The 24,826-nt window shown below is 36.6% G+C and carries 22 protein-coding genes; 9 read left to right on the plus strand and 13 right to left on the minus strand.

Features of this window, described 5'->3' with window-relative positions:
• Positions 1 to 21: 21 nt before the first annotated feature.
• Positions 22 to 351: a hypothetical protein gene (locus tag GHC26_RS11000; RefSeq protein ID WP_163971328.1), complete on the plus strand. Its 330-nt coding sequence runs from the start codon at positions 22 to 24 to the stop codon at positions 349 to 351.
• A 12-nt stretch (positions 352 to 363) separates the two neighbouring features.
• On the opposite strand, the gene GHC26_RS11005 is transcribed toward GHC26_RS11000, so the two are convergent.
• The gene (locus GHC26_RS11005; RefSeq protein WP_163971329.1) at positions 364 to 1,581 is read right to left on the minus strand and encodes an ABC transporter permease; all 1,218 of its coding nucleotides are present in this window, start codon (positions 1,579 to 1,581) and stop codon (positions 364 to 366) included.
• Positions 1,574 to 2,317, minus strand: coding sequence for an ABC transporter ATP-binding protein (locus tag GHC26_RS11010; protein ID WP_163971330.1), 744 nt, complete (start codon positions 2,315 to 2,317; stop codon positions 1,574 to 1,576). Before GHC26_RS11010 ends, GHC26_RS11005 begins: the two co-directional genes overlap by 8 nt.
• 870 nt (positions 2,318 to 3,187) lie before the next feature.
• On the opposite strand from GHC26_RS11010, the gene GHC26_RS11015 reads away from it, so the two are divergent.
• The 3 genes from GHC26_RS11015 (at position 3,188) to GHC26_RS11025 (ending at position 4,771) form a co-directional block, all read left to right on the plus strand.
• Positions 3,188 to 3,619 carry an HIT family protein gene (locus GHC26_RS11015; RefSeq protein WP_163971331.1) on the plus strand — a complete coding sequence of 144 codons (432 nt, stop codon included), beginning with the start codon at positions 3,188 to 3,190 and terminating at the stop codon, positions 3,617 to 3,619.
• Positions 3,620 to 3,755: 136 nt separating this feature from the next.
• Positions 3,756 to 4,277 (plus strand): tryptophan transporter, encoded by a 522-nt coding sequence (locus tag GHC26_RS11020; RefSeq protein WP_163971332.1) that lies wholly within the window; start codon positions 3,756 to 3,758, stop codon positions 4,275 to 4,277.
• 131 nt (positions 4,278 to 4,408) lie between these two features.
• Positions 4,409 to 4,771, plus strand: a complete 363-nt coding sequence (locus GHC26_RS11025) for a YtxH domain-containing protein (protein WP_163971333.1) — start codon at positions 4,409 to 4,411, stop codon at positions 4,769 to 4,771.
• Positions 4,772 to 5,240: 469 nt separating this feature from the next.
• On the opposite strand, the gene GHC26_RS11030 is transcribed toward GHC26_RS11025, so the two are convergent.
• The 4 genes from GHC26_RS11030 to GHC26_RS11045 form a co-directional block, all read right to left on the minus strand.
• A complete protein-coding gene (locus tag GHC26_RS11030; RefSeq protein ID WP_226376921.1) occupies positions 5,241 to 6,188 on the minus strand; it encodes a glycine betaine ABC transporter substrate-binding protein in 948 nt (315 codons plus the stop codon).
• A 112-nt stretch (positions 6,189 to 6,300) separates the two neighbouring features.
• Complete coding sequence (locus GHC26_RS11035; RefSeq protein WP_163971335.1) at positions 6,301 to 7,218, minus strand: glycine betaine ABC transporter substrate-binding protein; 918 nt, start codon at positions 7,216 to 7,218, stop codon at positions 6,301 to 6,303.
• A 74-nt stretch (positions 7,219 to 7,292) separates the two neighbouring features.
• A complete protein-coding gene (locus GHC26_RS11040; RefSeq protein WP_163971336.1) occupies positions 7,293 to 8,144 on the minus strand; it encodes an ABC transporter permease in 852 nt (283 codons plus the stop codon).
• Positions 8,137 to 9,336, minus strand: coding sequence for a quaternary amine ABC transporter ATP-binding protein (locus GHC26_RS11045; RefSeq protein ID WP_163971337.1), 1,200 nt, complete (start codon positions 9,334 to 9,336; stop codon positions 8,137 to 8,139). The genes GHC26_RS11040 and GHC26_RS11045 overlap by 8 nt, the downstream gene beginning before the upstream one ends.
• A 367-nt stretch (positions 9,337 to 9,703) precedes the next feature.
• On the opposite strand from GHC26_RS11045, the gene GHC26_RS11050 reads away from it, so the two are divergent.
• On the plus strand, positions 9,704 to 10,180 hold the full coding sequence (locus tag GHC26_RS11050; RefSeq protein WP_163971338.1) for a GbsR/MarR family transcriptional regulator: 477 nt from the start codon (positions 9,704 to 9,706) through the stop codon (positions 10,178 to 10,180).
• 12 nt (positions 10,181 to 10,192) lie between these two features.
• Here GHC26_RS11050 and GHC26_RS11055 read toward each other — a convergent pair whose 3' ends face one another.
• Complete coding sequence (locus GHC26_RS11055) at positions 10,193 to 10,537, minus strand: DUF1878 family protein (RefSeq protein ID WP_163971339.1); 345 nt, start codon at positions 10,535 to 10,537, stop codon at positions 10,193 to 10,195.
• 320 nt (positions 10,538 to 10,857) lie between these two features.
• Between GHC26_RS11055 and GHC26_RS11060 the strand changes: the two genes are divergently transcribed.
• Entirely contained in the window at positions 10,858 to 11,403 is a 546-nt protein-coding gene (locus tag GHC26_RS11060) for a DUF3267 domain-containing protein (protein ID WP_163971340.1), read from the plus strand.
• A gap of 1,157 nt (positions 11,404 to 12,560) precedes the next feature.
• Positions 12,561 to 13,436 carry a peptidylprolyl isomerase gene (locus GHC26_RS11065; protein WP_163971341.1) on the plus strand — a complete coding sequence of 292 codons (876 nt, stop codon included), beginning with the start codon at positions 12,561 to 12,563 and terminating at the stop codon, positions 13,434 to 13,436.
• 423 nt (positions 13,437 to 13,859) lie between these two features.
• On the opposite strand, the gene GHC26_RS11070 is transcribed toward GHC26_RS11065, so the two are convergent.
• Positions 13,860 to 14,066 carry a sporulation YhaL family protein gene (locus tag GHC26_RS11070; RefSeq protein ID WP_163971342.1) on the minus strand — a complete coding sequence of 69 codons (207 nt, stop codon included), beginning with the start codon at positions 14,064 to 14,066 and terminating at the stop codon, positions 13,860 to 13,862.
• 265 nt (positions 14,067 to 14,331) lie between these two features.
• On the opposite strand from GHC26_RS11070, the gene GHC26_RS11075 reads away from it, so the two are divergent.
• Positions 14,332 to 15,564: an HD domain-containing protein gene (locus GHC26_RS11075; RefSeq protein ID WP_163971343.1), complete on the plus strand. Its 1,233-nt coding sequence runs from the start codon at positions 14,332 to 14,334 to the stop codon at positions 15,562 to 15,564.
• 203 nt (positions 15,565 to 15,767) lie between these two features.
• On the opposite strand, the gene GHC26_RS11080 is transcribed toward GHC26_RS11075, so the two are convergent.
• The 3 genes from GHC26_RS11080 to GHC26_RS11090 all read right to left on the minus strand — a co-directional run bounded on the left by GHC26_RS11080 (position 15,768) and on the right by GHC26_RS11090 (position 20,605).
• Positions 15,768 to 16,310, minus strand: coding sequence for a GbsR/MarR family transcriptional regulator (locus GHC26_RS11080; RefSeq protein WP_163971344.1), 543 nt, complete (start codon positions 16,308 to 16,310; stop codon positions 15,768 to 15,770).
• A 62-nt stretch (positions 16,311 to 16,372) separates the two neighbouring features.
• Positions 16,373 to 19,360, minus strand: a complete 2,988-nt coding sequence (locus tag GHC26_RS11085; RefSeq protein ID WP_163971345.1) for an ATP-binding protein — start codon at positions 19,358 to 19,360, stop codon at positions 16,373 to 16,375.
• The gene (locus tag GHC26_RS11090) at positions 19,361 to 20,605 is read right to left on the minus strand and encodes a metallophosphoesterase family protein (protein WP_163971346.1); all 1,245 of its coding nucleotides are present in this window, start codon (positions 20,603 to 20,605) and stop codon (positions 19,361 to 19,363) included.
• 148 nt (positions 20,606 to 20,753) lie between these two features.
• On the opposite strand from GHC26_RS11090, the gene GHC26_RS11095 reads away from it, so the two are divergent.
• Positions 20,754 to 21,767, plus strand: a complete 1,014-nt coding sequence (locus tag GHC26_RS11095) for a potassium channel family protein (protein ID WP_163971347.1) — start codon at positions 20,754 to 20,756, stop codon at positions 21,765 to 21,767.
• 482 nt (positions 21,768 to 22,249) lie between these two features.
• Here the strand turns inward: GHC26_RS11095 and GHC26_RS11100 are convergent, their stop codons facing one another.
• Positions 22,250 to 23,503 (minus strand): ABC transporter permease, encoded by a 1,254-nt coding sequence (locus GHC26_RS11100; protein ID WP_163971348.1) that lies wholly within the window; start codon positions 23,501 to 23,503, stop codon positions 22,250 to 22,252.
• A complete protein-coding gene (locus GHC26_RS11105) occupies positions 23,493 to 24,395 on the minus strand; it encodes an ABC transporter ATP-binding protein (protein WP_163971349.1) in 903 nt (300 codons plus the stop codon). Before GHC26_RS11105 ends, GHC26_RS11100 begins: the two co-directional genes overlap by 11 nt.
• Positions 24,396 to 24,826 lie beyond the last annotated feature (431 nt).

A 24,826-nucleotide genomic window follows, 5' to 3' on the forward strand; every position in this document is an offset into this window, starting at 1 on the left:
ACAGTGAAGGGGGTTTTATTGATGTTATGTGATTACGGTAAAGTGCTTGCTCTTTTTGGTGAATGCATTGTTGTTTTAGGCATTGAGAGGCGCGCTCGATTTGCTATTTCTAATGTTTTGCCGCTGTTTTTTTATCGAGAGGTCTGCTCGATTCTCTTTACTATGATTTTACTGCTGTTTTTGTATCGAAAAACATGCTCGATTCACTTTACTGAAAGAATATCACTGTTTTTTTCATCGAGAAGCTCACTCGTTTCATTTCTTATAGACTCCTTGCAAATTTTTGAATCGACAACCTCACTCGATCACTTTTTTCAATCCCCTCTGCTGGCTGATCCAATCACATACTAAGAATCTCTCCTATTAGGAATTCGAAATTTTTCGTTTCACATAGCCATTTAAAAATAACCATGAAAATGCTAATCCACCAATAAGGACAACGATAGATCCCACATATACTTCCATAAACAAAAATAATAAAACAAATAGGACCGTTTGAATGATCATTAATTGATATAACCATTTCATTAACGCTTTTTGTCGTGACTGTAGCGTCACTGGATAGAGGTCTAACCACATAATCGTTCGGTGATGTTGGTAAAGCGTCATCATTTGGAAACTGCTTAAGTATAAAAAGAGTATCGCGAAAATTACTTTCATCCACAGATTTGGTACATAGTAAATAGCTAGACCACCGATAACAATAAGTCGAATATACATTCCTAAATAGTCACCACTACGAATAAACGTAATTCGATACAAATAATCAAATGTATACGTCTGTCTAAAAGGTACTTTATTCACTAAGGCAACTAACCAATGCCTTTTCTTCACACGATTTTTCATGTGTGGTACATCTGTGAACATATTGGCGATTCGGTAAAAGGTTTGCATCCGACTTTGATCTTTTTCCACCAAGAGATCCCAAACAATGCCAGGCTGCTTTTTCGAAATAGACCAATCATATAGAAATACGAGGGCAAATAAAATGGTTGTCACAGCCGCATATAGCATGTTGCCACCAATCATAAAAAAGACAATCACAATATTTAATACCGTACGGACGGCTTGATCAATGAGACGATTACCAGGTTCACGAATTTTTAACATCCACCAGTTCGCTAACAGATTCCACCCTTTTAAAATGATAACAACAAGAAGTGTTAGACCATAATCACTCCCAGCACGTTCTGGAAAGGAAGCAAAATATAAAGGTCCAAGTGCAGCACCTGCTAACACCACAAGATATAATTGAATAACGAAACTGTAGATAATCGTGTTTCGAAAATACGCATCCATCTTATGCTCAGCGGGCAATAAAAATACAAGATCTGGTTCTTTTAATAATGTTCGAACTGGGCTATAGCTAACAATCAGTCCAAATATAATTCCAATGATCCATGCTGTCGGGAAATTGGCTGGCAATTCAGCTAACCATTGTTGATAATAATACGCCAGAGCAGAAACGAAAAACAACATTGCTACCGCTATATGACCATTAAAAATATACCGTAAATAACGGCTTGTCTCTTTTAAATGTGCAGAAAAACGTTTTTTAAAAAAATCATGAGCATCAAACATGGCTATCTTCCTTTGTTAATTCCACATAAAGGTCATCTAATGTTGCATCAGGCATTTGAAATTCTTTTCGAAGTTCCTCTAATGTTCCAATTGCTCGAATCTCGCCATCATGAAGGATCACAAAACGATCACAATAACGTTCTGCTGTTGCCAAAATATGTGTTGACATTAAAACACCAGAACCATTCTCTTTCATCTCATTCATTAATTGTAAATAAGATTGGATACCTAGTGGATCAAGTCCGACAAATGGTTCATCCACAATGTATAATGGCGGTTCAATTAAAAACGCGCACATAATCATTACTTTTTGCCGCATCCCTTTTGAGAAATGGACGGGAAACCAATTTAGTTTTTTCTCCATTCGAAATTCTTTCAGTAATGGATCTAACCGCTCTTTAAAAACATCTTCAGAAATATCATAAGCCATTGCAGTCAGTCGAAGGTGCTCATATAATGTTAACTCATCATAAAGGATTGGCATTTCTGGAATATAAGCTATCTGATTACGGTATGACTCTGGATTATCTTGAAATGATCTTCCATTTACCGAAATCGTTCCTTTCTTCGGTTGCATTAATCCAATAATGTGTTTAATGGTTGTACTTTTTCCTGCACCATTTAACCCAATTAATCCAACGATTTCCTTTGGGTGTACATCAAACGATATCCCATGTAACACATTTTTATGGGTATACCCGCCATGTAATTTTTCAATATGTAATAAAGGTTTCACTTTTTGTCCTCCTAGACCCTTCTCAATTCCAAGATTTACACACTTAGGTTACTATAAAATTTTATCATGTATCCATCTGGATGCCAAAACAAACTCACCATCAATTATCGACACTTTTTTTGATTTTTTTTGTATAAAGTTGTTATTTCCGTTCACAATAACTAGTGAAGACAGAGGATGAATCATTCAAAAACACAGGCAAGTTTGTGTGGTAACACAAATGAGGTGTTTGTGATGGATACTCTAATGATGATATAAACCCTTTTGCTTATCTCCATGTAGTGAGATTATGACAAAACGGTTTTGAAGTCAGAGAAGTTGGCATGTAGTACTTCAATGTGCAAAGACGTGCTTTAACTTTTTCTAACAAAGTCCCCAACGTTAGATTATTACTCATCCTCTCGTCTTCTTAAAGCAGGCTAGTTCGTGTAAAAAGCGAGCTAGCCTGTTTCCTTTTTGTAAAGGATCTTTTCTAAAAGATTGTTGCTTTCTAGTAGGAAACGTCTTGCATTAAGATGTATTATGCGTAGTAAAAGTGCATTAACTACCACTACGAAAATACACTTCGCTTTCCGCGGACTCCCCACGAGCCTCCTCGTGGAAACCACACTGCGGGGTCTCTTAGGCTCGTCTTTCCGCAGGAGTCTACGTGGATTTTCTCCGTTAGTTTGCGTTATTCTATATCACCATTGATGCTAATATGACCGTTGATTGGAGCGTAGGACAGTCGACTCCTGCAGGAATAGCACGTGTCCAGACCTGAGCAGAAAGTGAGGAGGCTGAGGCCGTGCCTGCGGTTAATAAAATGTGATTTCTTTACAGTTTATACCAATTGTATATACAATATAGAAAAAAGGAAGGGTGATCATAATGAGTCATGATGATTGTATTTTTTGTAAAATTATTGATGGGGAGATTCCATCAGCTAAAGTATATGAGGATGAAAAGGTTTATGCTTTTTTGGACATTAGCCAAGTAACGAAAGGACATACACTTGTTATTCCAAAAACACATACGAAAAATATTTATGAGACACCACCTGAGGTTGCACAAGAGTTGTTTGCACGTATTCCTAAAATTGCCAATGCGATTAAAGACGTGTATCAACCACAAGGGATGAATCTGTTAAATAACAATGAAAAAGCCGCAGACCAATCTGTTTTCCATTTACATTTACATCTAATTCCTCGTTATGGAAAAGATGATGGCTATGCGATTAATTGGACAACCCATGTGGATGATTACTCCCAAGAAGATTTACAACAAATTGCAAAAGAGATTGGGGAAAGGGTTCAAGCATAGTTAGAAGATTCTCATTTTACCCTTTCTCTATTATACTGACTATGGTAAACTTATAATACGTACCCGCAGCTGACAACGAGTGTATAGTTGGGGAACGAATATAGCTGAGCAAAGCTTGAGATGAGGAGAGGTAGAAATGAATACGAGAATTTTAGTGTTGCTATCATTATTGTTAGGGATTGGTGCTGTATTGCACTATGTCATTCCACCATTTATTTATGGAATGAAGCCTGACATGTTACTATCGATGATGTTTTTAGGAATTATGTTATTTCCTAGGGCCAAATATGTTGTTGTCCTGTCACTAGCAGCTGGAGTTATTTCCGCGCTAACGACACAGACGGTAGGTGGCCAAATCGCAAACATGATTGATAAACCAATTACTGGGTTAGTGTTTTTCGCGATATTCTTACTTGTAAAAGATCGTATTAACATGAAAATTAATGTTCCAGTCCTTAGTGCAATTGGAACAATGATTAGCGGTTCGATTTTCTTAACCGCTGCACTATATATTGTTGGTTTAATGGAAGGTGCATTTACTGTACTATTCTTAACAGTAGTATTACCAGCAGCAGCATTGAATGTTGTGTTTATGATGATTGTATATCCGATCGTCCAACAAATTCTAAAACGTTCACAACCAATAGCTTTAACGTGAGTAAACATTTAATCCTCTGACACTATTCGTCAGGGGATTTTTTAATAAAAAAGTTTCCATGTTCATTCGCAAAATTTGTGTAATCATAGTATGATAGAATTAGATAAAATAGTTATAAAGGAGCGGGTATTATGTCAAAAACAAAATCATTACTAATTGGATTTGCAGTTGGAAGTGTTGTTAGTGCTGCTACAACCCTGTTAACCACCCCTTCATCAGGAAAAGAGTTCAGAAGCCGTGCGAAAGAACAAAGTATAGAATATCGGGAAATGCTCCGTCATTTAAAACAGGATGGTTTACGATTGAAAGATCAACTTACAGAGACATCTAAAGAAGGTGCAGCTCTTATGAAAAACCTCACCCAAGAAATGAAGAGATCGGTAACAGAATGGAAAGATACAATCGAGCCACATCAAGAAAACATCCAAGAATACTTGGAACAAATTGAGACAAGCTTACGAGATTTAGAAGAAAAAGTAAAAGCAAATAAATAATAGCTACAGGTGGAGTGTCCTAGTGTAAGGACACTTTTTATTTTGGTGAAGGAGGAATCGATCGTCGTTATTTCAGAGTTTTTCTTTGTTACTGTTTAATGTATTTTTCGTTGAATTCAGGCAAAGATAAGCACTCTCCGTTACTTTATCATCTATTTCGAGCCTCATCCAGGCACAGAGAAGCTTCCTCTGTTTCCTTTTCATACTTTCCATTTCATTCAGGCACTGACAAGCCGCCTCTGCCCTTTTCATACACTCCTCACCCGATTCAGACACTTACATCCCTTTATTCCTCCCTACGCTTCACCAACAAATTACAACCTATGCCAACCTAATTAGAAAACTTGGCTATCTCCGGGCCTTTTCGGTGATAGTCTTAGTTGCACTTATGCAAAAAGAAAGTTTTATACTTTTCTATCTGCCAAAAAAGCAGTTCACCACACACCATGCAGTGAACTGCCTTTTAAAATTATTCTGCTGGTTCTAAGTCTTCAATGGAGTCAATGTCCATGTAGCTTGGAACGGTTAAACCGATTTTAGCACCTTCTAGGTTAGCACCTAGGTCTTCAAAATTACCTTCATGCTCGTTATAAAAGTCAGCATGCGTCATTGGCATCCAAGCTGCAACCGTTGCATCACCATCACCATTTGCAATACCTTCAAACATAACAGCAATATCTACTGGTGTGATAGTTACATCATAGCCTACTTGTTCTAAAGCAGTTGCCACAACATTAGCAGAAGCACGCTCAGAATCCCATGGAGTAGAAATTAACTCAAATTCCTCTCCATCAACTTCTTCTACTCCTTCTTTCCATGCATCTACTTTATCTTGGTTATCTTCTACCCAACGTGCAGCAACGTCAGCGATGTCATCACCAGATTCATTGGACTCATACATAATTGCTTCCATGTCTTCAACATCCCATTGGAATTGTTCCAATAATTTGTATGCACTAGGTTTATCCTCTTCTAGCCCTTGACGTACTAATGTTTTAATTACCTCAGTACCACCATAAATCTCTTGAGGATCTTCTAAATATTTTAAATCTGGGTAAGCTGCGAACATCCAGTGTGGGTTCCAACCAGTAACAATAATTGGCTCTTCATTACTAATTGCTTTATCTAATTCAGACATCATTGCCGCAGTGGAGGAAAGATCTACAGTCCATCCAGCTAGCGAATCATACTCTTCAATCGCCTTTTCAGTTGTCACACTAATACCAGCACCAGGTTCAATACCAACAATGTTATAACCTACTTCTTCACTGTAATTAACTGCCTCTTCTTCCCCACTATCAGCATTATCTGTGCTATCTGACTCAGTATCTTCTTCCCCATTGCCACATCCAGCAATAATTAATACTGCCATTAAACTAAATATGAATAAAATGCTTGACCATTTTTGCTTTAACACACACATTTCTCCTTTTCCCTCTATTTATTTTATTGCAATAACTTAAATAGGTAAAAATAAAAGGGATACTCCTAAAAAGTATCACCTTTTATTTTATTATAAAATTTCTTCCTTACTCAATACCTTCTAACCATGAATCAACTTTATCTTGATTTTCTTCAACCCATGTAGCTGCTGCATCTTCAGGTGAAGCACCTTCAGAGACTTCTAGCATAACACTCTCAATGTCAGCTGATTCCCATTCAAATTGATCTAAAATTTGATATGCATTTGGTAGATCTTCTTCTAGACCTTGGCGAACCATTGTTTCAATTGTTTCTGCTTCACCAAATGTACCTTGTGGGTCTTCTAAATACTTAAGGTCATATTTTTGGAACTTCCAATGTGGTGACCAACCAGTAACAATGATTTCTTCTTCATTTTCAATAGCGGATCCTAATTCTGTTGCCATTGCACCACTAGACGAAGTTTGTACTTCCCAACCATCTAAGTTAGCGTAATCTTCTAATGATTCTTCTGCTGCTCCAACAACACCAGCACCTGGTTCAATACCAGTAATGGTTTGACCAGCTTCATCTGATAAATCTTCAATGGATTCAACATCCATGTATGTTGGTACAACTAAACCAATTTTAGCACCTTCTAAGTTAACACCTAGTTCAACTACATCTTCTCCATATTCTTCATATTGAGAAGCATGTGTAGCTGGTAACCATGCTGCTACCATACCATCTGCTTCACCATTAGCAACAGCTTCCCACATTACTGCATTATCAAGTGGGGTTAATGTTACATCATATCCTTGGTCTTCTAATACTTTACCAATTACATGTGTGGAGGCAACTTCTGTATCCCACTCTACATATGCTAGTTCAATTTCTTTCCCTTCTCCGATAGCTCCACCTTCTGAGCCTTCGTCACCGCCGTTATCAGCAGAGTCATCTTCAGATCCTCCACCACAGCCAGCTGCTACTAATGATAATGAAAGTCCTGCCGCAATGCCAAGACGTTTCCAACTAAATTTAAACATACTTTAATATCTCCCCTTTTTCTTGTAGTTTTTATATGGAAACTTTTCATAATGAAAAGATACCAACTATTTAATTACTCTTTTTTTGCGTTCACATTTTGGGTATAACGGTCAATAACAATGGCAAGAATAACAATTCCGACACCTGCTACGAAACCTGTACCCACTTGTGCACGTTGTAGTGAAGAAAGAACTTCCCTACCAAGGCCTGGTGCACCGATCATCGATGCAATAACGACCATGGACAAGGATAACATAACTGTTTGGTTAATTCCTGCCATAATGGTTGCTTTTGCCATTGGTAATTCTACTTTAAATAATTTTTGTGACCCAGTACTACCAAATGCTTCTGATGCTTCAACTAATTCTTTGGAAACTTGGCGAATACCAAGATTTGTAAAACGAACAGTCGGTGGTGTCGCAAAGATTAAGGATGCAAACACACCTGGAACCATTCCAATTCCAAAGAACGCAACCGCTGGGATTAAGTAAACAAAGGCTGGCATCGTCTGCATGAAGTCAAGTATTGGTGTAATGATCGCCTCTGCTGTTCTACTTTTCGACATTAAAATTCCAAATGGAACCCCAATAATAACAGATAAGATACTCGCTAGTAAAACAAGTGTAAATGTTTCCATTAGCTGTTCCCATAACCCTTGATTATAAATAAACCAAAGGCCAACGATCGAGAAGACAGCTAAGCCAAATTTTTTCCCACTTATTAGGAAAGCACCCACTGCAACAAGTACAATTATAATCAGTGCAGGGATATTAAGTAAAAATTCTGATGTAGTTTCCATAAATGTTCCAAAGTGTTCTTTAATGGGATCGAATAAAAATGAGAATGTACTTGTTAGCCAATCCGTAAAATCCTCTGTCATTTCTGCTAAAGGTATACTTGGTATAAAATCTAATACTTTATCCATTGTCAACGTTCACCTCGCCTTCTCCAGCAAGTGCTGCAATAACAGCTCCACGAACTATAATTCCAACTAATTTTCCATTCTCTACGACGGCAAGTGGAATTGGTGAATCATAAATCATATCAAAGATTTCCGTCATTGGAGTCTCTTTATCAACTTTCGGAATATCATTCTGCAAAATATCCTGGAAGTTTGTAATTCCTTTTTGACGTGCATCAGAAGCATCGTCTGCTGTAATATATCCTTTCAAATTACGTTTGCTATCTACAACAAACATACTAGATAATCCTTCTTCACGCATTCTTTCTAACGCAACACGTGGTCCGTGCTTTTCAATATTTACGGTTTCTGGACGTTTCATAATGTGATGTGCTGATAATACTTTTGAACGATCAACATCCTCCACGAATTTTTCAACATAATCATTGGCTGGATTAACAAGAATTTCTTCTGGACTTCCAATTTGAACAATTGCACCATCTTTCATTAATGCAATTCGGTCTCCAATACGTAATGCTTCATCCAAGTCATGCGTAATGAAGACGATTGTCTTTTTCATACTTGCTTGTAAATCAATTAATTCATCCTGCATATCTTTCCGAATAAGTGGGTCAAGTGCTGAGAACGCTTCGTCCATTAAAAGCACTTCTGGATCATTTGCCAATGCACGTGCAAGTCCAACACGTTGCTGCATCCCACCAGATAATTGGTTCGGTTTTTGATGAAGATATCCACCTAATCCTACCATTTCCAATGCTTCTTTTGCCTTCTTTTCCCGTTCCTCTTTCGGTACATTTTGAATTTCCAAACCAAATTCGGCATTTTCTAGAATCGTTCGATGTGGAAATAATGCGAAACGTTGGAAAACCATACTTAATTTTTCACGGCGAATTTTTCGTAATTCTTGTTTATCCATTGCTGATAAATCTTCCCCATCAATGTAAATATTACCTTCAGATGGTTCGATCAACCGGTTAATTAATCGAACTAATGTTGATTTACCACTTCCGGATAACCCCATAATTACAAAGATTTCTCCAGCTTCTACAGAAAATGTAGCACGGTTAACACCAACCGTTGCTCCTGTTTTTTCGAGAATTTCATCTTTGGTTAAGCCTTGATCCAAAAGTTTAAATGCTTGCTTTTTATTTTTGCCAAAAACTTTTGATAAGTTCTTTGCCTCTATGACAGGCATTCCTTTCACCTCTTTAAAAAAACTATTTGTAGTATTCGAATGAAGCACGATAAATATCCCTAATATGTTTGAATTAGGTTCAGAGGTATATCATTGAATAGATCTTATTCTCAAAATGATACACATTACCTAGATCCGTTCTGTCTTCACTCACCTTATATACTATATAACTTTATCCTGCCCTATTTCAAACATTAAATTCTATTGGTTTAGTATATATTTTTTGTACAGTTTATACTGTATAAAGTTTCATAGCTTTTTACTGCAAATTACGCCATCTTCCTCTAATTTCCTGTCCAATTATGTATTTTTAAAAATTTTTTAGATAAGGTAACATTTGATATAGTCACCAACATAGGAGGATATTATGTACAATACAATCCATAAAGACATACGAAATAATATAATGATAGAATTTGCAAAAACCGTTGAAATGTTTGGATTTACCTCTCTAGAAGCACGATTATTTTCCTACCTCTACTTAGAGGAACGACCTTTAACCTTAGATGAGATGAGTGAGGCACTGGGGAAAAGTAAAACATCCATGAGTACAAGTGTAAGAAGTCTAGCTGATATGAACCTTGTGACACGTGTCTGGCGTAAAGGGGTACGAAAAGATTTATACAAGGCTAATAAACAATTGTTTAAAACCTTTATGACCACGTATAGCCATAAATGGGTGGAAGCGACAAACCATCAAAAGGATGCATTAATGGAAATCCAAAAACTTATTACAGAAGAAGACAGCGAACGACAACTAGACGACCTTTCTACAAAATTAAAGGATATTCTAGAATTTCATCAATTGATCGAACAGTCGTTTCGTAACCTAAAATCTACATAAAAGAGTTCAGGTTCACTCACTTTTCTCATTTTCAATAATCTCAATAAACGTATTTAGTAAAGAAGGATAGTATCCTTCTTTTTTTAATGCATAAATAACCTCATCTGGGTTTAATTTTTCATTTAACATCCCAGCAAAGTGAACTAATAATGGTAGGAAATTTAGAAGCCCTTCTTTACGCTGTTGTTCAAATTCTTCATTTATTTGTTGGATTAGTTGCATCAATTCATCATATTCATCCTTGGAGATATTATGTCGGATTAACAGCCTCGTAAATGGGAATGCATCAATATCGACAAGTTGTAATAGTAATTGTATATGAAAGGCTAATGTATCATAGTTCCCTGTTTTTTCCACATTGTCTCCTCCCTAAAAAATTTACTAAAAGTGTGTGTTCAAAAAGGAGAATTAAAAGGACCGAGTCGACTAAGGTCTCAGGCGTCCTGTTACAACGCCGACACTAGTACGTCCTGTACGTCGGAAGTTCGAGGCAGCGTAGCTTTGAGTAACGGAAAAGCAAGCTAACGAAGAAATTCGATTTGTCATTTTAACCGGACTTTTGGAACAACATCTTAAAAAATAGTGCAAAAACCTATTGCTTTTTATGAGAAATCGTACTATTATTCTTGGAGGATTTAGAAAAGAAATCAACCATAATTTGCATGGGGGGATCAAAAATGAATTGTTGGAAATCCATTAACCTAAAAAAAGAGTACGGTCATAATAGGATCTATCTAGTTTCATTTTTGATCGGCTTAGTTTCATTTCTCGTGTTAAATGTACCGTTTTCCATTATACATGGATCGGTCGTCATGAATGATGTTGGATTTTTCTTTTTTATCATTGCCTTATTTTTCTTACCAACAATGCATTCTATTATGCATATTTTACCACTTATTGTCATGAATAAACGAGCAAAATTACTATATAATATGAAACTAAAATTTGTTCCAGTTTTTTATTTCTATACAAAAGCACATTTAAAAAAGAGCACATCACTCATTGTGACACTTGCTCCAACCTTATTGATAACAATACCAGGTTTAATTGCGAGCTATGTGTTTGCAAATTCATATATTTATATTCTCTTATTAACATGTGTTCATATTGCAATATCTTTTACAGATTACCTTTATGTGCTACACATTCTGAAAGCACCCAAAAAAGCTATTATTGAAAACGGCCAAAATGGTTTTGATATATTGATACAACCTGAAAAATAGGCACAAAAAGCGTAAGCACCTCTATTCCTTGTGGGGATAGAGGTGAAATGCCATGACACTATGATGATGACTACTAGTTTATGGATATCAGACTTAAACACGACCTTCAGCTTCCTCGGAAGCCAAAAACACTTCCTGCGGGATCTTCACCTGTTGTTTTTTTCCGCAGGAGTCGACTGTCCTACGCTCCAATCACTAATGATAAGCTATAAGTTACTATTTATATGGAACTCATTTATAGCGGAGAAAAACACGAAGACTCCTGGTTCGTCGGCTAAGAACGGTCACGTCCTGTAACAGGCACGACACTAGAACATCCTCGCAAATGGAGAACACTTTTGCTTCGTGCGATGTATCGTTGTCGCAGCTTCCCTTGTCCTGTACGTCGAAACGAGCCTAAGAGACCCCCCATTCCGGGTTTCGCAACGTAGGCTAGTGGGGAGTCTTAAGGTGGGCGAAGTGTTTTTCCGAAGCGGTAATAGCGTTGTCCGCGGCAAAGAAGACATTGTTAAAACAAATAAGTTTGAACAGATGTCGCACCTGGGACCATGGTGAAAGCGACTGTTTGAAGCGGAAATCAAGGATGCTATGATTTACGTCGCATCATATAGAAGTTACGAGGTTAAAAAACCATGCGAACTGACCTTTTTTCTTGAGTACATACAAACGATCTGAAATGCTTTTTTATTTCAGGTCGTTTTTTAGTCAATTTTAATAGGAATGCTAAAATTTCTACATTGTGACTATTCATCAAAGTAATATTTTGATAAAGTGATATATATATATTTTTAAGATAATTAAACGAATAGAGTACATTTTTGGTCCTAGACCATATATACATATTCATTTTCTGTTGTTGGGAGGTTTTACGAGATGGAAGTGATTTTTCCTGTATATGCATTAATTATATTTTTCATATTCAATATGCTTACCTTAAAGTTTTGTTTAAAATTGGAAATGAATCAAGCAAAACAATCCACGGTTTTTCGTTTCATCAATATCTGCGTCCTCATATTGCTTGTTTCTTCCTATGTAAAGATTATGAATGCGATTGTATAATGAATTTATAGACATTGCTCTATTCATTTTGTGGTAAACTATGTTATATTATGCAAGAAGAAATAAAATTAAGGTTTAAAGATTAGGAGTGTTCATTCGTGAAAAAACTAGCAATTGCAGTAACCCTTACAGCAAGTATGTTTACCTTAGCAGCATGTAATAATGATGATTCAGATACAGTTGTTGAATCTAATGCAGGTGATGTAACAAAAGATGAATTTTATGAAGAATTAAAGAACCGCTACGGGGAAGCAGTTTTACGTGACCTTGTAACCACAAAAGTATTAAGTGATAAATATGAAGTAAGTGATGATGAAGTAAATGAGGAAGTCGAAATGTTTAAAGAGCAATTAGGCGACCAGTTCGAAATGTGGCTTCAACAGCAAGGCTTCGGTAATGAAGATCAATTCCGCGATGTAATGCGAATTAGTTTACTTCAGGAAGAAGCACGAGCAGATGGTGTGGAAGTAACTGATGAAGAAATCCAAAACAAGTATGACCAACGTAAAACAGAAATTAGTGCTCAACATATTTTAGTGGAAGATGAGGAAACAGCAAACGAAGTGCTAGATAAACTTGACGAAGGCAGTGAATTTAGTGGGTTAGCTGCCGAATATTCAACAGATGAAAGTAATGCTGAAGATGGTGGAGATCTAGGATTCTTCGGATATGGTGAAATGGTACCAGAATTTCAGGATGCTGCTTATAACTTAGGGGAAGGCGAAATTAGTGAGCCTGTCCAAACCCAACATGGATTCCATATTATTAAAGTAAATGAAAAGCGTGAAACAGAGGAAGAAATTGCTTCATTAGATGAAATGAAAGAAGACTTACGCCGTGAAATTATTACAGAAAAGGTTGATAACCAACAAGTTCAACAAAAAATTAATGATTTAATAGAAGAAGCAGATATTGACGTAAAAATAGAGGAATTGGAAAACATCTTTGATACTCAGGATGCAGTAGCATACTAAGAATCTAATAACATAACCACTTTAAAGGCTAGTCAATGGACTAGCCTTTTTTATTGAGATAAGATAGTATAAAAAAGTTGGCATCATTACCGCCTTGTATAGGAAAGGCCACGTCCAGCTTCGATGGTCAGAACGACCTGTACCGGCGTTGTCACAGGACGTGATGATTTTAGCCAGTGAGACGGTCAGGACGTCCTAGTGCTGATAGAAATAAGGACGCGCGAGTTTTCATCGGCCAGCACCTACCCCCTCGAGGTCATAAGTCAATCCTCATTACGCGCAAAAAGCGCCACGTCGAGGCTTGGCTTATGCCTGGCAGATAAGAAACAAAATTCTTACTGCATAAGTGCAACTAAGGCTTTTGCCACATGGTGACAAGCCTAGTTTTCTAATGGGGGGTGATCAAGGCAATTCTAGCTTTTTTTAATGAGATACTTGACGATTATTCTGTTGTTGGTTTTGGCGTTGTTTTCGTTCAGCTTCCATACGTTCCATATATACATTGCCTTGTTCTTCAATAAACTGCTCTTCTAGTTTTCGTTCAGCACGCATTGCGCGAAAAGCCATATAGCCACTCAAAAAAATGAATAAAATCATCATAAAAACCCACCAAGGTAATCCAGCAATCATTTCTTAGCCTCCCTTGTCCAACGTATCTATTTTAACTATATGTACCACCTACAAAAAAAATGACCGCTCGTACATATTTACGTTACAATAAAGACAAACTCATTCAGTGGGAGGCTTTTCCCCCACTGAATGTTAGTTGAACTTATCAGGACTTTACTGGCAGTTTATCCCCCGCTTATACTAAGTCTTTAAGTGGGGTTTTACTGCCAGTTATGACGTGGTAAATCTAAGAAACTATCATTTTTTTAAGATTGGAGCGATTATATTGTCTCAATCAACATCCTATTTTTATGATTTTATCCCCATTTCCTTTAACGTTTCACAGAATGAACGTGATCATATTTTAGCTACCTATCCCCCGCCATCAACCCCAGATGGTGAGACATTTTTTAACATAGAACAGGAAACAGAAGGAAACATGGTGGATATACGTGTTGTTCTCAATGACTTTCAAGTACAAGTGACAAAAACGAATAAAAACTATCTAAAAATGACATTTAGTAATAACAATGGTGTTATCCAGGCTAAAATGTGGGATAACGATGGTGCTGTAGATGCACATCTTCCCATACTAGAAGCCTATTCCGTATTTGATTTAAAAGGAAAAGTTGATAAATTTCTAGGACACAAATCCCTTACGATCACCAAGTTAATACCTTGTGAGGAGTCAATTAATCCCTTTTCCCTTCTTCCTTACACAAACCAAGATATGGAAGGCTTAACAGTTGAACTTTTCGCCTATATCTATGAATTACATTCCCCTTATCAAGAAATTGCATTAGCAGCCATGAATCGTTTCTGGAAACAGTTCCGGATCAGACCTGCTGCAAAAGGTTTTCATCATAATTATTTAGGTGGATTATTAAAGCATACGGTAGGTTTAATGCGGTTTGCGCGTTACATCACCATTCAAGAAAAAGATCCATTTCAAGCAACAATGAAACTAATTAATGTTGTTGAAAAAGCATACAAAAAAGAGTTATGGTTTCACTATGAATCAACGGAAAATACCAAACCACAGTTTGTGTGGAAGGATACAATTGATCATTTATATCGAATGCTACAAGGTATGATGGAATACAAAGAGGAAATACCAAATACAGATATCATCATCACCAGTATTCTCTTTCATGATATTGGCAAACTACTTGAGTATGACCATGCTGGAAAAACGTTTGAAGACCTCACCTTTCTGTTTCCTACGGCTGATTCATCAGAAATAAATGATCGAAAACAAGCTGGAATAACAATGGATCCACTTGGTGTCAGGATTGGACATATTCCATATGGGGTTTTAATGCTTACAAAGTTGATTGAAGCTGAGGATATTTCCATCTCGCTTACGGAAATACATCAAATGGCACACTGTATTCTTTGCCACCATGGATTACCAGAATGGGGATCTGCCATAAAAAAACCGCAAACCATCGAAGGATATATTATTCATATTGTAGACTTTTTGGATAGCCGTTACGAAAACACAGAAACGGTCAAATAACGAGGATTACATAAAATGCTCCAAACATGGCATTTGGATAAAATAACGGATTGACGATTCATCAAGTGAAACTAAGTGGTCCTCCTTCTGCTATTGATTGGGAATGCAGCCAATATGAATCCTCAATCCGCTAATCAACCTACTATGCCAAAAGCACGTGAGGGATCATGTCCGATCACGTGCTTTCCAAGTTATTATACGTATTATTTTTTCGGGATATAATCAAATATTTTCCCTGATTCAATGACTTGGATAAATTGCATTAACCATTCATAATAGTTTCGAGCATATTGTAGTCGTTCAATATCATAATCAATTTTCGTCATTAATGTTTCATCTGTTGTCGTTTCTTTGATAGTCTTTAAATGTTCTATGGCTTCCACAGCCTCTTCAATATTCGTTTCTGTATGTTGTCGCCAGCGATTACCAAATAACGTCGTAAACGATTTATACCAGTCTTCTTCTGATTGATATAAATCTTTGCGAATACCACGTTTAAACGTTGACTCCACCATTTTCATATCGTATAACGTACGAACACCAGTAGACATACTAGTCTTACTCATTTTTAATGCATCACGCATATCATCTAATGTCATTGGTTCCTCGGAAAAATAAAGAACACCATAAAGCCTTCCGACTGATGGGGTAATCCCATATAAACTCATGTTCTTGGCAATTGCTTGTATAAACTTTTCAATTGTTTCTTCATAATTTCTCCATTCTGATGTACCTTGTTCCGACAATGAACGACCCTCCAGCTATTTGATCACTAGCCAATTATCTGAAAATAGTGTACCACTAAATATTAAATTATGCGAACGGAATTTCCTATACGGATTTGTTTCCCAAGATTTATATTGTGATTGATTGCTTCTTTACAAGTGAACAATATAATTTGGTGGTTATGCTTTTCTGATATATTTTCTAGTAAGCCGATTACATTTATTGTACGACGATCGTCAAAGTGAACAAACGCATCATCTATCATAAATGGAACATGATGTTTCTTACTCATAATGATTCCAATCGCAAGACGTAAAGCGACATATAATTGGTTCATGGTTCCCTGTGATAATTCTTCTACATCATATTGAATCCCATCTTGTGTCTCAACACGAAAAGTTTTCGTTTCCAATGGTGCAAATACACGTTGATAGAAACCGTTAGTTATGGCCTCGAAAAAGGTAGATGTTTGTGCCACGATTTTATCTAAATAATGATCACGATAAGTGTGCTTCGTTTTCGTTAGCATTTCTTTAGCTGTTTTCCGTATTGCCCATTCTTTCGCCATTCGATTTAATGATTCCTGTTCCACACTAAAGCGATGAATCGTTGTAGAATAGTCTTCGGTTTCTTCCATCTTTTGAAGATCGGCTTTGACTTCGCTTAATGTTTGACGTGTTGCTTCACGTGTCGTTTCAACTTGTGAGATAGTTTGTTCGATTAACTCCTTTTTTCTTTCTAATAGTAGTGCATCTGTATTAGCCTTAGCTTGTAACGCATTTTCATCCAAATCAGCATACCAGCTTGCTAATTGTAAGCGTAACTCGTTTTCTTTGTCCACTAGTTGCTGTTTCACTTGAAATACCTTTGCTCTTTCGTAAAATGCCTCTTCCGTTGTTACATTAGCTATTTGAAATAAATCTTCTATTTCTCGTTCAATAATTGAGATTTGTTTGGTCAGTTCACGTTGACGGTGTACGTTTTCCTCTATCCATTTTGTGTATTGCGTCACTAAGCCTTTTGTATAACGAGCCTCTTCCAATAAGTGTTCCAATTCTGCTATAAGTTCCTCTAGGTTTTGCGAATTGGTATTCCAACTATTTTCAGCATAAAATTGTGTGATCTCTTGATGAAAATCTTGTTGCCAGTTCTCTAGTTTGGCAACCATATTTTTGATCTGTTGGAGCTGACGATTAGAGTTGATGAGTTGTTTTAATGAATGATAAAAGGAAGGCCAATACGTAATGGCAATTCTCTTTAAAAATGGAAAGTCTCTATACGTTTCCTCTAATTTGTCTTGAAAACGGTTTTGTTTTACTTGAAAGCTATTCGTTCGCTCTTCTAATTGCATGTGTTGAATCGTAAGTTTTTTCAGCTGATCATCTATTAACTGAACATCCTGTAATGCCTGTTGTTGGGTATCCAGTAACGTGACTGCCTTATTCTTTTCCGCTTTACTGATAGATGGAGCACTCTTTTCCACATCGTTTAACTGATATTCGCTTAAAAAGGTATCAGCTAGCTTCATGGATTGATAGCTCCAAATGGCAATTCCTGCTGCAACCAGAATCAACAATCCTGCTACCACATAGAAAAATTGATTTTCCATTGTAATTCCCAGCCACATATTGGGTATAGAAAGGATAAACGCTCCAGAACTCCCATATTGCATAGTCTTTTTTCGTTTTCGTTTCCACTCTTGCCAATTTTCTTTCTGTGGTGTACGTTGTTGCTCTGTATATTTTATATACTGCTCCTTTTCATATTGCTGGATTCGTTCTTTATTTTCTTGTAGCTCATCTTCTTCTAGTAAGTTAGATTCTTTTTCTTCTTTTTGATTTTCTAAATACTGTTTCTGTTTTAGGATCGTTGTTTCTTCTTGTTGTAATTGTTCCTTCTCACTCACTAACTGCTTTTGTTCTTCTTTTAGTTCATTCCATGTTCGTTCTAGATGAAATGGCAGTTGAATATGTTCTAGGTATTCTCGTTCTATCCCAATGTCCATATCCTGAAGCTCGATTTCAATCTGGTGGTCTAATTGCTGTATTTGCTCCCCTAATTGTGTTTGTTCTGCCTGATAATCTATTAACTCTTGCTTTTGGTTCACCAGCTGTTGCACTTTTTCATAGACTTCTTTTTCATATAATTCGCTTCGTAATTCATTTTGTTTCGCTTTATATTCCTGCTGTTTGTCTTGTAATAGATCTAATTCACTTTTTAATGGAAGCATCGTTTCCTTCGACTGATTCAATCGTTCTATCCCATTTTCTGGAAAAGCTATTGTCTCAGGGTATTGCTTTAATTGACTCCTTGTTTGTTGATACGCCTGTAACATTGGTAAAGCTTGAAGGTGACGATCAACGTCTATTTCTTTCTTTTTATTTTCTGTTAATTGACTTTCTAAATGGTTCATTTCTGTTTCTAATGCATGTTGCTGTTCTTTCTTGGACCGGTATGTACTTTCTTTTTGTTTTTGCTCAAGCGATGTCTTCCATAGGTTGTCCACTACTTTTAGTTGCTCATTTAATGCTGGTTTTTTCCCGTATGGTTTAAATAATCCGCTAAGTTCTTGATCTAACCTTTTTTCTAATTGATGAATGGTGGCAGATCCAGTCAACCCAATCCCAAATAAAACCTCACTTAGGTCACTTCCCTTCATCTGTTTCATCACGTCTAAATCGACTGCAGAAAAGGAAAAGATGGATTGATAGGTTTCTAATGTCATCCCATTTAAAAGTTTTATTAGCCATTCTTCGTCATAAGTTTGTCCGTTGGAAGTTTTGCAGATCGCTGCACCGTTTCGAACATGATCAAAACGCTCAATCGTTACTTCCCCTATGGATGGACTCCATATCGTTAGCACACCACCCATTTTACTGCTCGTTTTTGGTTGATAGAAGGCTCGCTTTTTAGGTGGTAGACCATATAACATAAACAAAATAAATTGTTGTAGGGTAGATTTTCCAGATTCATTTTCTCCATGAATACAAAGAAACGGTGCACCTGAGAAATCTATTGATTCATCTACCCACTTCCCAAAGCCATAAATGGTTGCTCGCAATAACTTCATTTACTCACCTCTATTTACTAGAAGCTCCGTAACTAGCAATTCCCGTGCTTCTTCAGCAATTGATTGTGCTTCTTCCTCTGTTAAAGAATCTAAATATCTTCTAGCTTGCTTATGTTGGTATAGCTCTTGCAGATAAGTCTGAATCTCTGTATCTTCCGTTTGACGTAACAGCACGCCAACAAAATGATCGCCTTTATATAGTGTTTCATAGGAAATAGATGTGTTTTCCTGAATACGATAGTTTGCAATATAGTGCCAGTTTTCTTGATTCATCAACGTTTCATTTAGTAAGGAAATCATATCCTCTAATACACGATCCTTGTCTAATTGATGTAGTAGCTGATGGTCGCTTGTTAAGGTTAAATAAATGAATTGTGAGGTGGTATCAGGAAGCAGTTCTTGCAGCTTTTGTTGCAGAAACGTTTCTAGTTGATAAACCTCTGTGCATTCGGAAACATCAAGCTCCACTTCTTTAAATTCAATCGTATGTAATGGAACAAATGATAGATCCGCTGCTGACTGATTGCGTAATTTCACATAATAACATCCCTTTTCCCCTGACTCTTTACGGTGTCTTGCTTGAATGTTACCCGGGTAAATAATAGTAGGGTCTGTTTCCTGTAAAATCGTACGCTTGTGAATATGTCCAAGTGCCCAATAATCAAAATCGGTATTCTGTAATTCCGAAATTTGAAAAGGTGCATAGGTATCATGTTCTGTATTCGTCTGCAAACTGCCATGCAATGTCGCAATATGGAATGGTATTTTAGAATCAGTTATGGAGTACTCATTTACTTTCCTTTCGACCACCGCCTGTGTCTCATAACTAAATCCATAGATTGCAGCTTGATCCTTCCCATTTTTTTGATAAACAAAATCAGTAATCCCTTCATTTGGAAAAATAAACACATTGTCTGGATAGCTCATCGGATGAACATTCCCCTCTATATGATCGTGATTTCCATAGGACATATATACCTTAATATGATGCTTTTCTAGTTGTTCAAAAGCTTGTCGCAGGCGAACCTGTGCTTTTAAGCTTTGTTTTTCGTTATCAAATAAGTCGCCAACTAATAGAACAAAATCTACCTTTTTATCAATTGCCGTCTGAACTAAACGATTTAATGCTTTGAATGTGCTTTCCTGCATTTCTTGCAAAATAAAATCTGGTACATGTGCTAACCCTTTAAACGGACTATCCAAATGAAGATCTGCTGCATGAATAAAGGATACCTCGTCTGTCATACCTACACCTTCCATTCCTCTTTCGTTGTATTCTATTTTAACAAAGCGCAAAACAGAATGCACGTTCTACTTAACTTCAATTCTTAACCGACTTAGATTTTATGATAAACTAGAAAAATAATGTTGTAACTTGATTGGAGGGAAAAATGTGCACTTTTTTCTAAAACTAGGGTTAAACTTAATTAAGATGAAGAATCTAACCTTATTTCTAGCAACTGTTATTTTTGTTATACTTTGTACCATTATTATCTATGTCATAGAACCAGATACATTTGAAAGTCTATTAAATTCGTTTTATTTTGTGATGACAACTTTTTCGACAGTAGGATATGGTGACTATTCCCCTGTCACATTAGCTGGTAAGCTCTTTGCAATTATCATGTATTTAGTTGGAATTGGCTTGTTAGGTGTTGTCATTGGAAAAATTGTAGATGGATTTACGATCTTTAGACAAAAAAGGGAGGAAGGGAAAGTGTCTTTTACAAAAGAAAATCATATTATTATCGTTGGTTGGAATAAGAAAACCAAATCAGCAGTAGATGAGATATTATGTTCTAATTCATCGATTGAAATTGTGATCATTGATTCGTTAGAAAAAGCACCATTTGATATTGGTTTAGAACGTGTACACTATATTCAAGGTGACCCCTCAGAAGAAGAAACCTTCCAGAAAGCCAATATTTTGAAAGCAAAATCGGTCATTATCTTTTCCGATGATTCAATCCAAGAAGCTTCTTTACGTGATGCAAAAACATTAAATGTTGCTATTATTGTTGAACGACTTGCACCAGTTGTCCATACAACGGTTGAGATTTTAACAGAAAAACATATCTCTAACTTTTCCCATGTTCAAGTTGATGAATTTATCTTATCACAAGAAACAATTTCAAGTTTAGCGGTTCGCGCAGCATTGTATCAAGGAAGCAGCAAAGTATATTCCCAGCTAATTAGCAGACAACATGGAGAAGATCTTTATAAAATCGCTAGAAAAGACAATTGGAAGACATATCAAGATGCTTTCAAAGATTTATTAGAACAAGGTGCAACTTTAATTGCCGATCGTGATCGCCTAGATATCAATAGGCGTCTCCAAGAAACCATACCAGATAATGCCGAGTTATATGTCATTTGCAATCAAAAGACATATGAAAATATCATATAAAGACAAACTCATTCAATCGGGGTTTTCTTTCATCCACTAAATGTTAGTTGAACTTATCTCACTTTTACTGGCAGTTATCCCCCACTTATACTTCTTTGTTTCTCGAAGTCTTGAAGTGGGGGTCTTATTGCCAGTTACACGTGATAAAAATCATATACCTCATCCTTAGGGGTCTGGCTGTTTACTTATACTTAGGACATTTTAACGTTAACCAATCTTAACTAAAAGTTTATACTTTCGCATGATGAAATAGAAAAGGTGAAGTGGCCTTCATAAACCCACTTCACCTTTTTAGTATAGCTGTTTTCTATAAAATTGTTGCTTTTCCCCATAAATCTTAATGCATTGTAGATGTATTATGTCGCACTTATGCCCCTGGTGAAAGCGACTATCTGAAGCGAAAATCAAGTTTGCTATGTTACGACGCATTATATAGATCATGCGACGTAAAAAAATAACAGTATGCAAAAATGCCTTTCTTATTATTCCTTCTTGGATAAGTGTAGTGCTTTTCGTATGTCTTTTAATGAACTAGACCGACCATACATTAACACACCACCCTTATATACCCGTGCACCAATAATGGCTAATAGCACAATGGTCGCGATTAAAATACCAATCGATAGCATCACTTCCCAAGCAGGAATGTCTAACATCCCAACCCTGAGGAACATAAGCATCGGTGCAAAAAATGGAATAAACGACGTAATAGTAACAAGACTTGCTTGTGGCATGTTGATACCAAACATCGCAATAAAGAAAGCAATTGCAATTAGAAAAACCATTGGAGTCATAAACTGTTGGACATCTTCTACTCGACTAACAAGTGATCCTAGCATTGCTGCAAGTGTCGCATATAGGAGATACCCCAACACGAAAAAGACTAATGCGTAAAGATAAAGGGAAATCGATGTATCTTGGAAACCAAAAATATCTAATATTCCACCAGTCAATTCCTCTTGTTTTGACGTGATTAAACTGTAGCCAACCCCAACAAATAGTACTACCTGTGTTAAACCTAATAGAGCAATTCCTGTGATTTTTGCAAACATATGTGTAACAGGAGAAGCACTTGAAATTAAGATTTCCATAACGCGTGAAGATTTTTCATTGGCCACATCTTGTGCAATCATCATCCCATAGGTAATCACAGAAATATAAAGTAAAAACAGCATAATATAAACAATGCCTCTTGCTTGGCTTAGTTCTTCTGTTGTTTTGGCACTATCATCCAGAGCTACCTTTTCAAATGAAACTGGTGCATAAATTTGTTCTAATGTTGCTTGATCAACACCTTCTGCTTGTGTTGCCTCTGCTACTTTTAGTTGCTGCAATTGTTGTTCAATAACCTGCTGTTCCCCGGCCTCTGTAATCGTCTTGGCATAATACGATCCTTCTGGTAAGTTCTCCCCATTCCTGGATAACACAACAAGTGCTTTATATTCCTCTTCTTGAACAGCACTTTTTGCCTTTTCTTCTGAATCCTCATACGCCACTAAAGCAATATTTTCATTTGCACCTTCAACACTTTCTTTTAAAACAGGAAAAAGGTTATCAGTTTCATCAATAACTGCGATTTGATCCTTTTCATCACTGGAAAAAAGATCAATGACAGATTGAATATTGGCAAACCCGACAATGAATAATAAGGTAATAATCGTACTAATTAAAAATGATTTCGTTTTAAATCGAGACATATACGTATGAGATAAAATAATCCAAAACTTATGATTCATAGGAAGCACCTACCTTCTCGATAAAAATATCATTCAAGGAAGGTTCTTCGAGTTCAAACTTTCGAATAAATCCTTTCCCTTGTAACTCCGCAAAGATATCTTGGGATATTGATTCATTATCAATTTGTAATGCACAACCTTCTGTAATCGGTTTATATTGCACAACGCCAGGAAAACGTTTTAGAAAATCAAGTGAGCTATCTGCATGAATAATTAAGTTTTTCTTTCCAAAGGTACGCTTAATATCTCTTAAGGAACCTTGTACGACATCCTGACCTTTATGCAGGATACACAAATGCTCACATAATTCTTCTACATGTTCCATTCGGTGGGAGGAAAAGACTATGGATGTCCCTTGTTCTTTTAATTCCACGACCGCTTCTTTAAGCATTTCAACATTAATGGGGTCTAACCCTGAAAATGGCTCATCCAAAATAAGGAGCTTTGGCTTGTGAATAACAGCTGAAATAAACTGTATCTTTTGTTGATTCCCTTTTGATAATTCCTCCACCTTCTTATCTATATATTCCGGAACTTTGAATCGATCGAGCCAGCCTTCTAATTCTTTCATTGCTTCTTGTTTGTTCATTCCTCGTAATTTTCCCAAATAAACAATTTGATCTTTCACTTTTAGCTTAGGATAAAGGCCTCTCTCCTCTGGTAAATAACCAACTAAATGACTTTTATCATAACCAATGGACCCACCATCCCAAGCGATCGATCCTTCTGATATATCTAATAATCCTAAAATCATGCGGAAGGTTGTTGTTTTTCCAGCACCATTTCCACCAAGAAAGCCGAACATCTCTCTTTCTGGTATTTCCAACGATAGACGATCAACTGCAGTATGGTCGCCAAATCGTTTTGTTACATTGTTTAAAACTAACGTCATGGTTTCTTCCTCTCTTTCAAGTTCTTTTTATACAGGTAGCAAGTTAATTTGCAGGAATTTTGATAGTAATCAAGAATATATATAGTAAGTAAATGCCTGTTTTCTTAACATTGTTGTTTTTCCAAGTATTAGTTGCTAATATGGAACTCTCATTTCTAGTGTAGGAAAAACACGAAGACTCCTGCTTCGTCGGCGCGTCCTGTGGCAGGCGCCGACATTAGAACGTTCTCGCAAAAGGAGAACGCTTTTGCTTCGTGGGATGTATCACCGTCGCAGCTTTCCTAGTCCTGTTCGTCTCACTGGCTAAAACTGGGGAGTCCGCGGTAAAGTAGACACTGTGAAAACAAAAAGTTTGAACAGATTTCGCACTTATGCCCTTGGTGAAAGCGAAGTGTATTTCCGTAGCGGTAACTATACCTAACATGCATTTC

This window comes from Oceanobacillus halotolerans (assembly GCF_010993955.1).
Taxonomy (GTDB): Bacteria; Bacillota; Bacilli; order Bacillales; family Amphibacillaceae; genus Oceanibacillus_A; species Oceanibacillus_A halotolerans.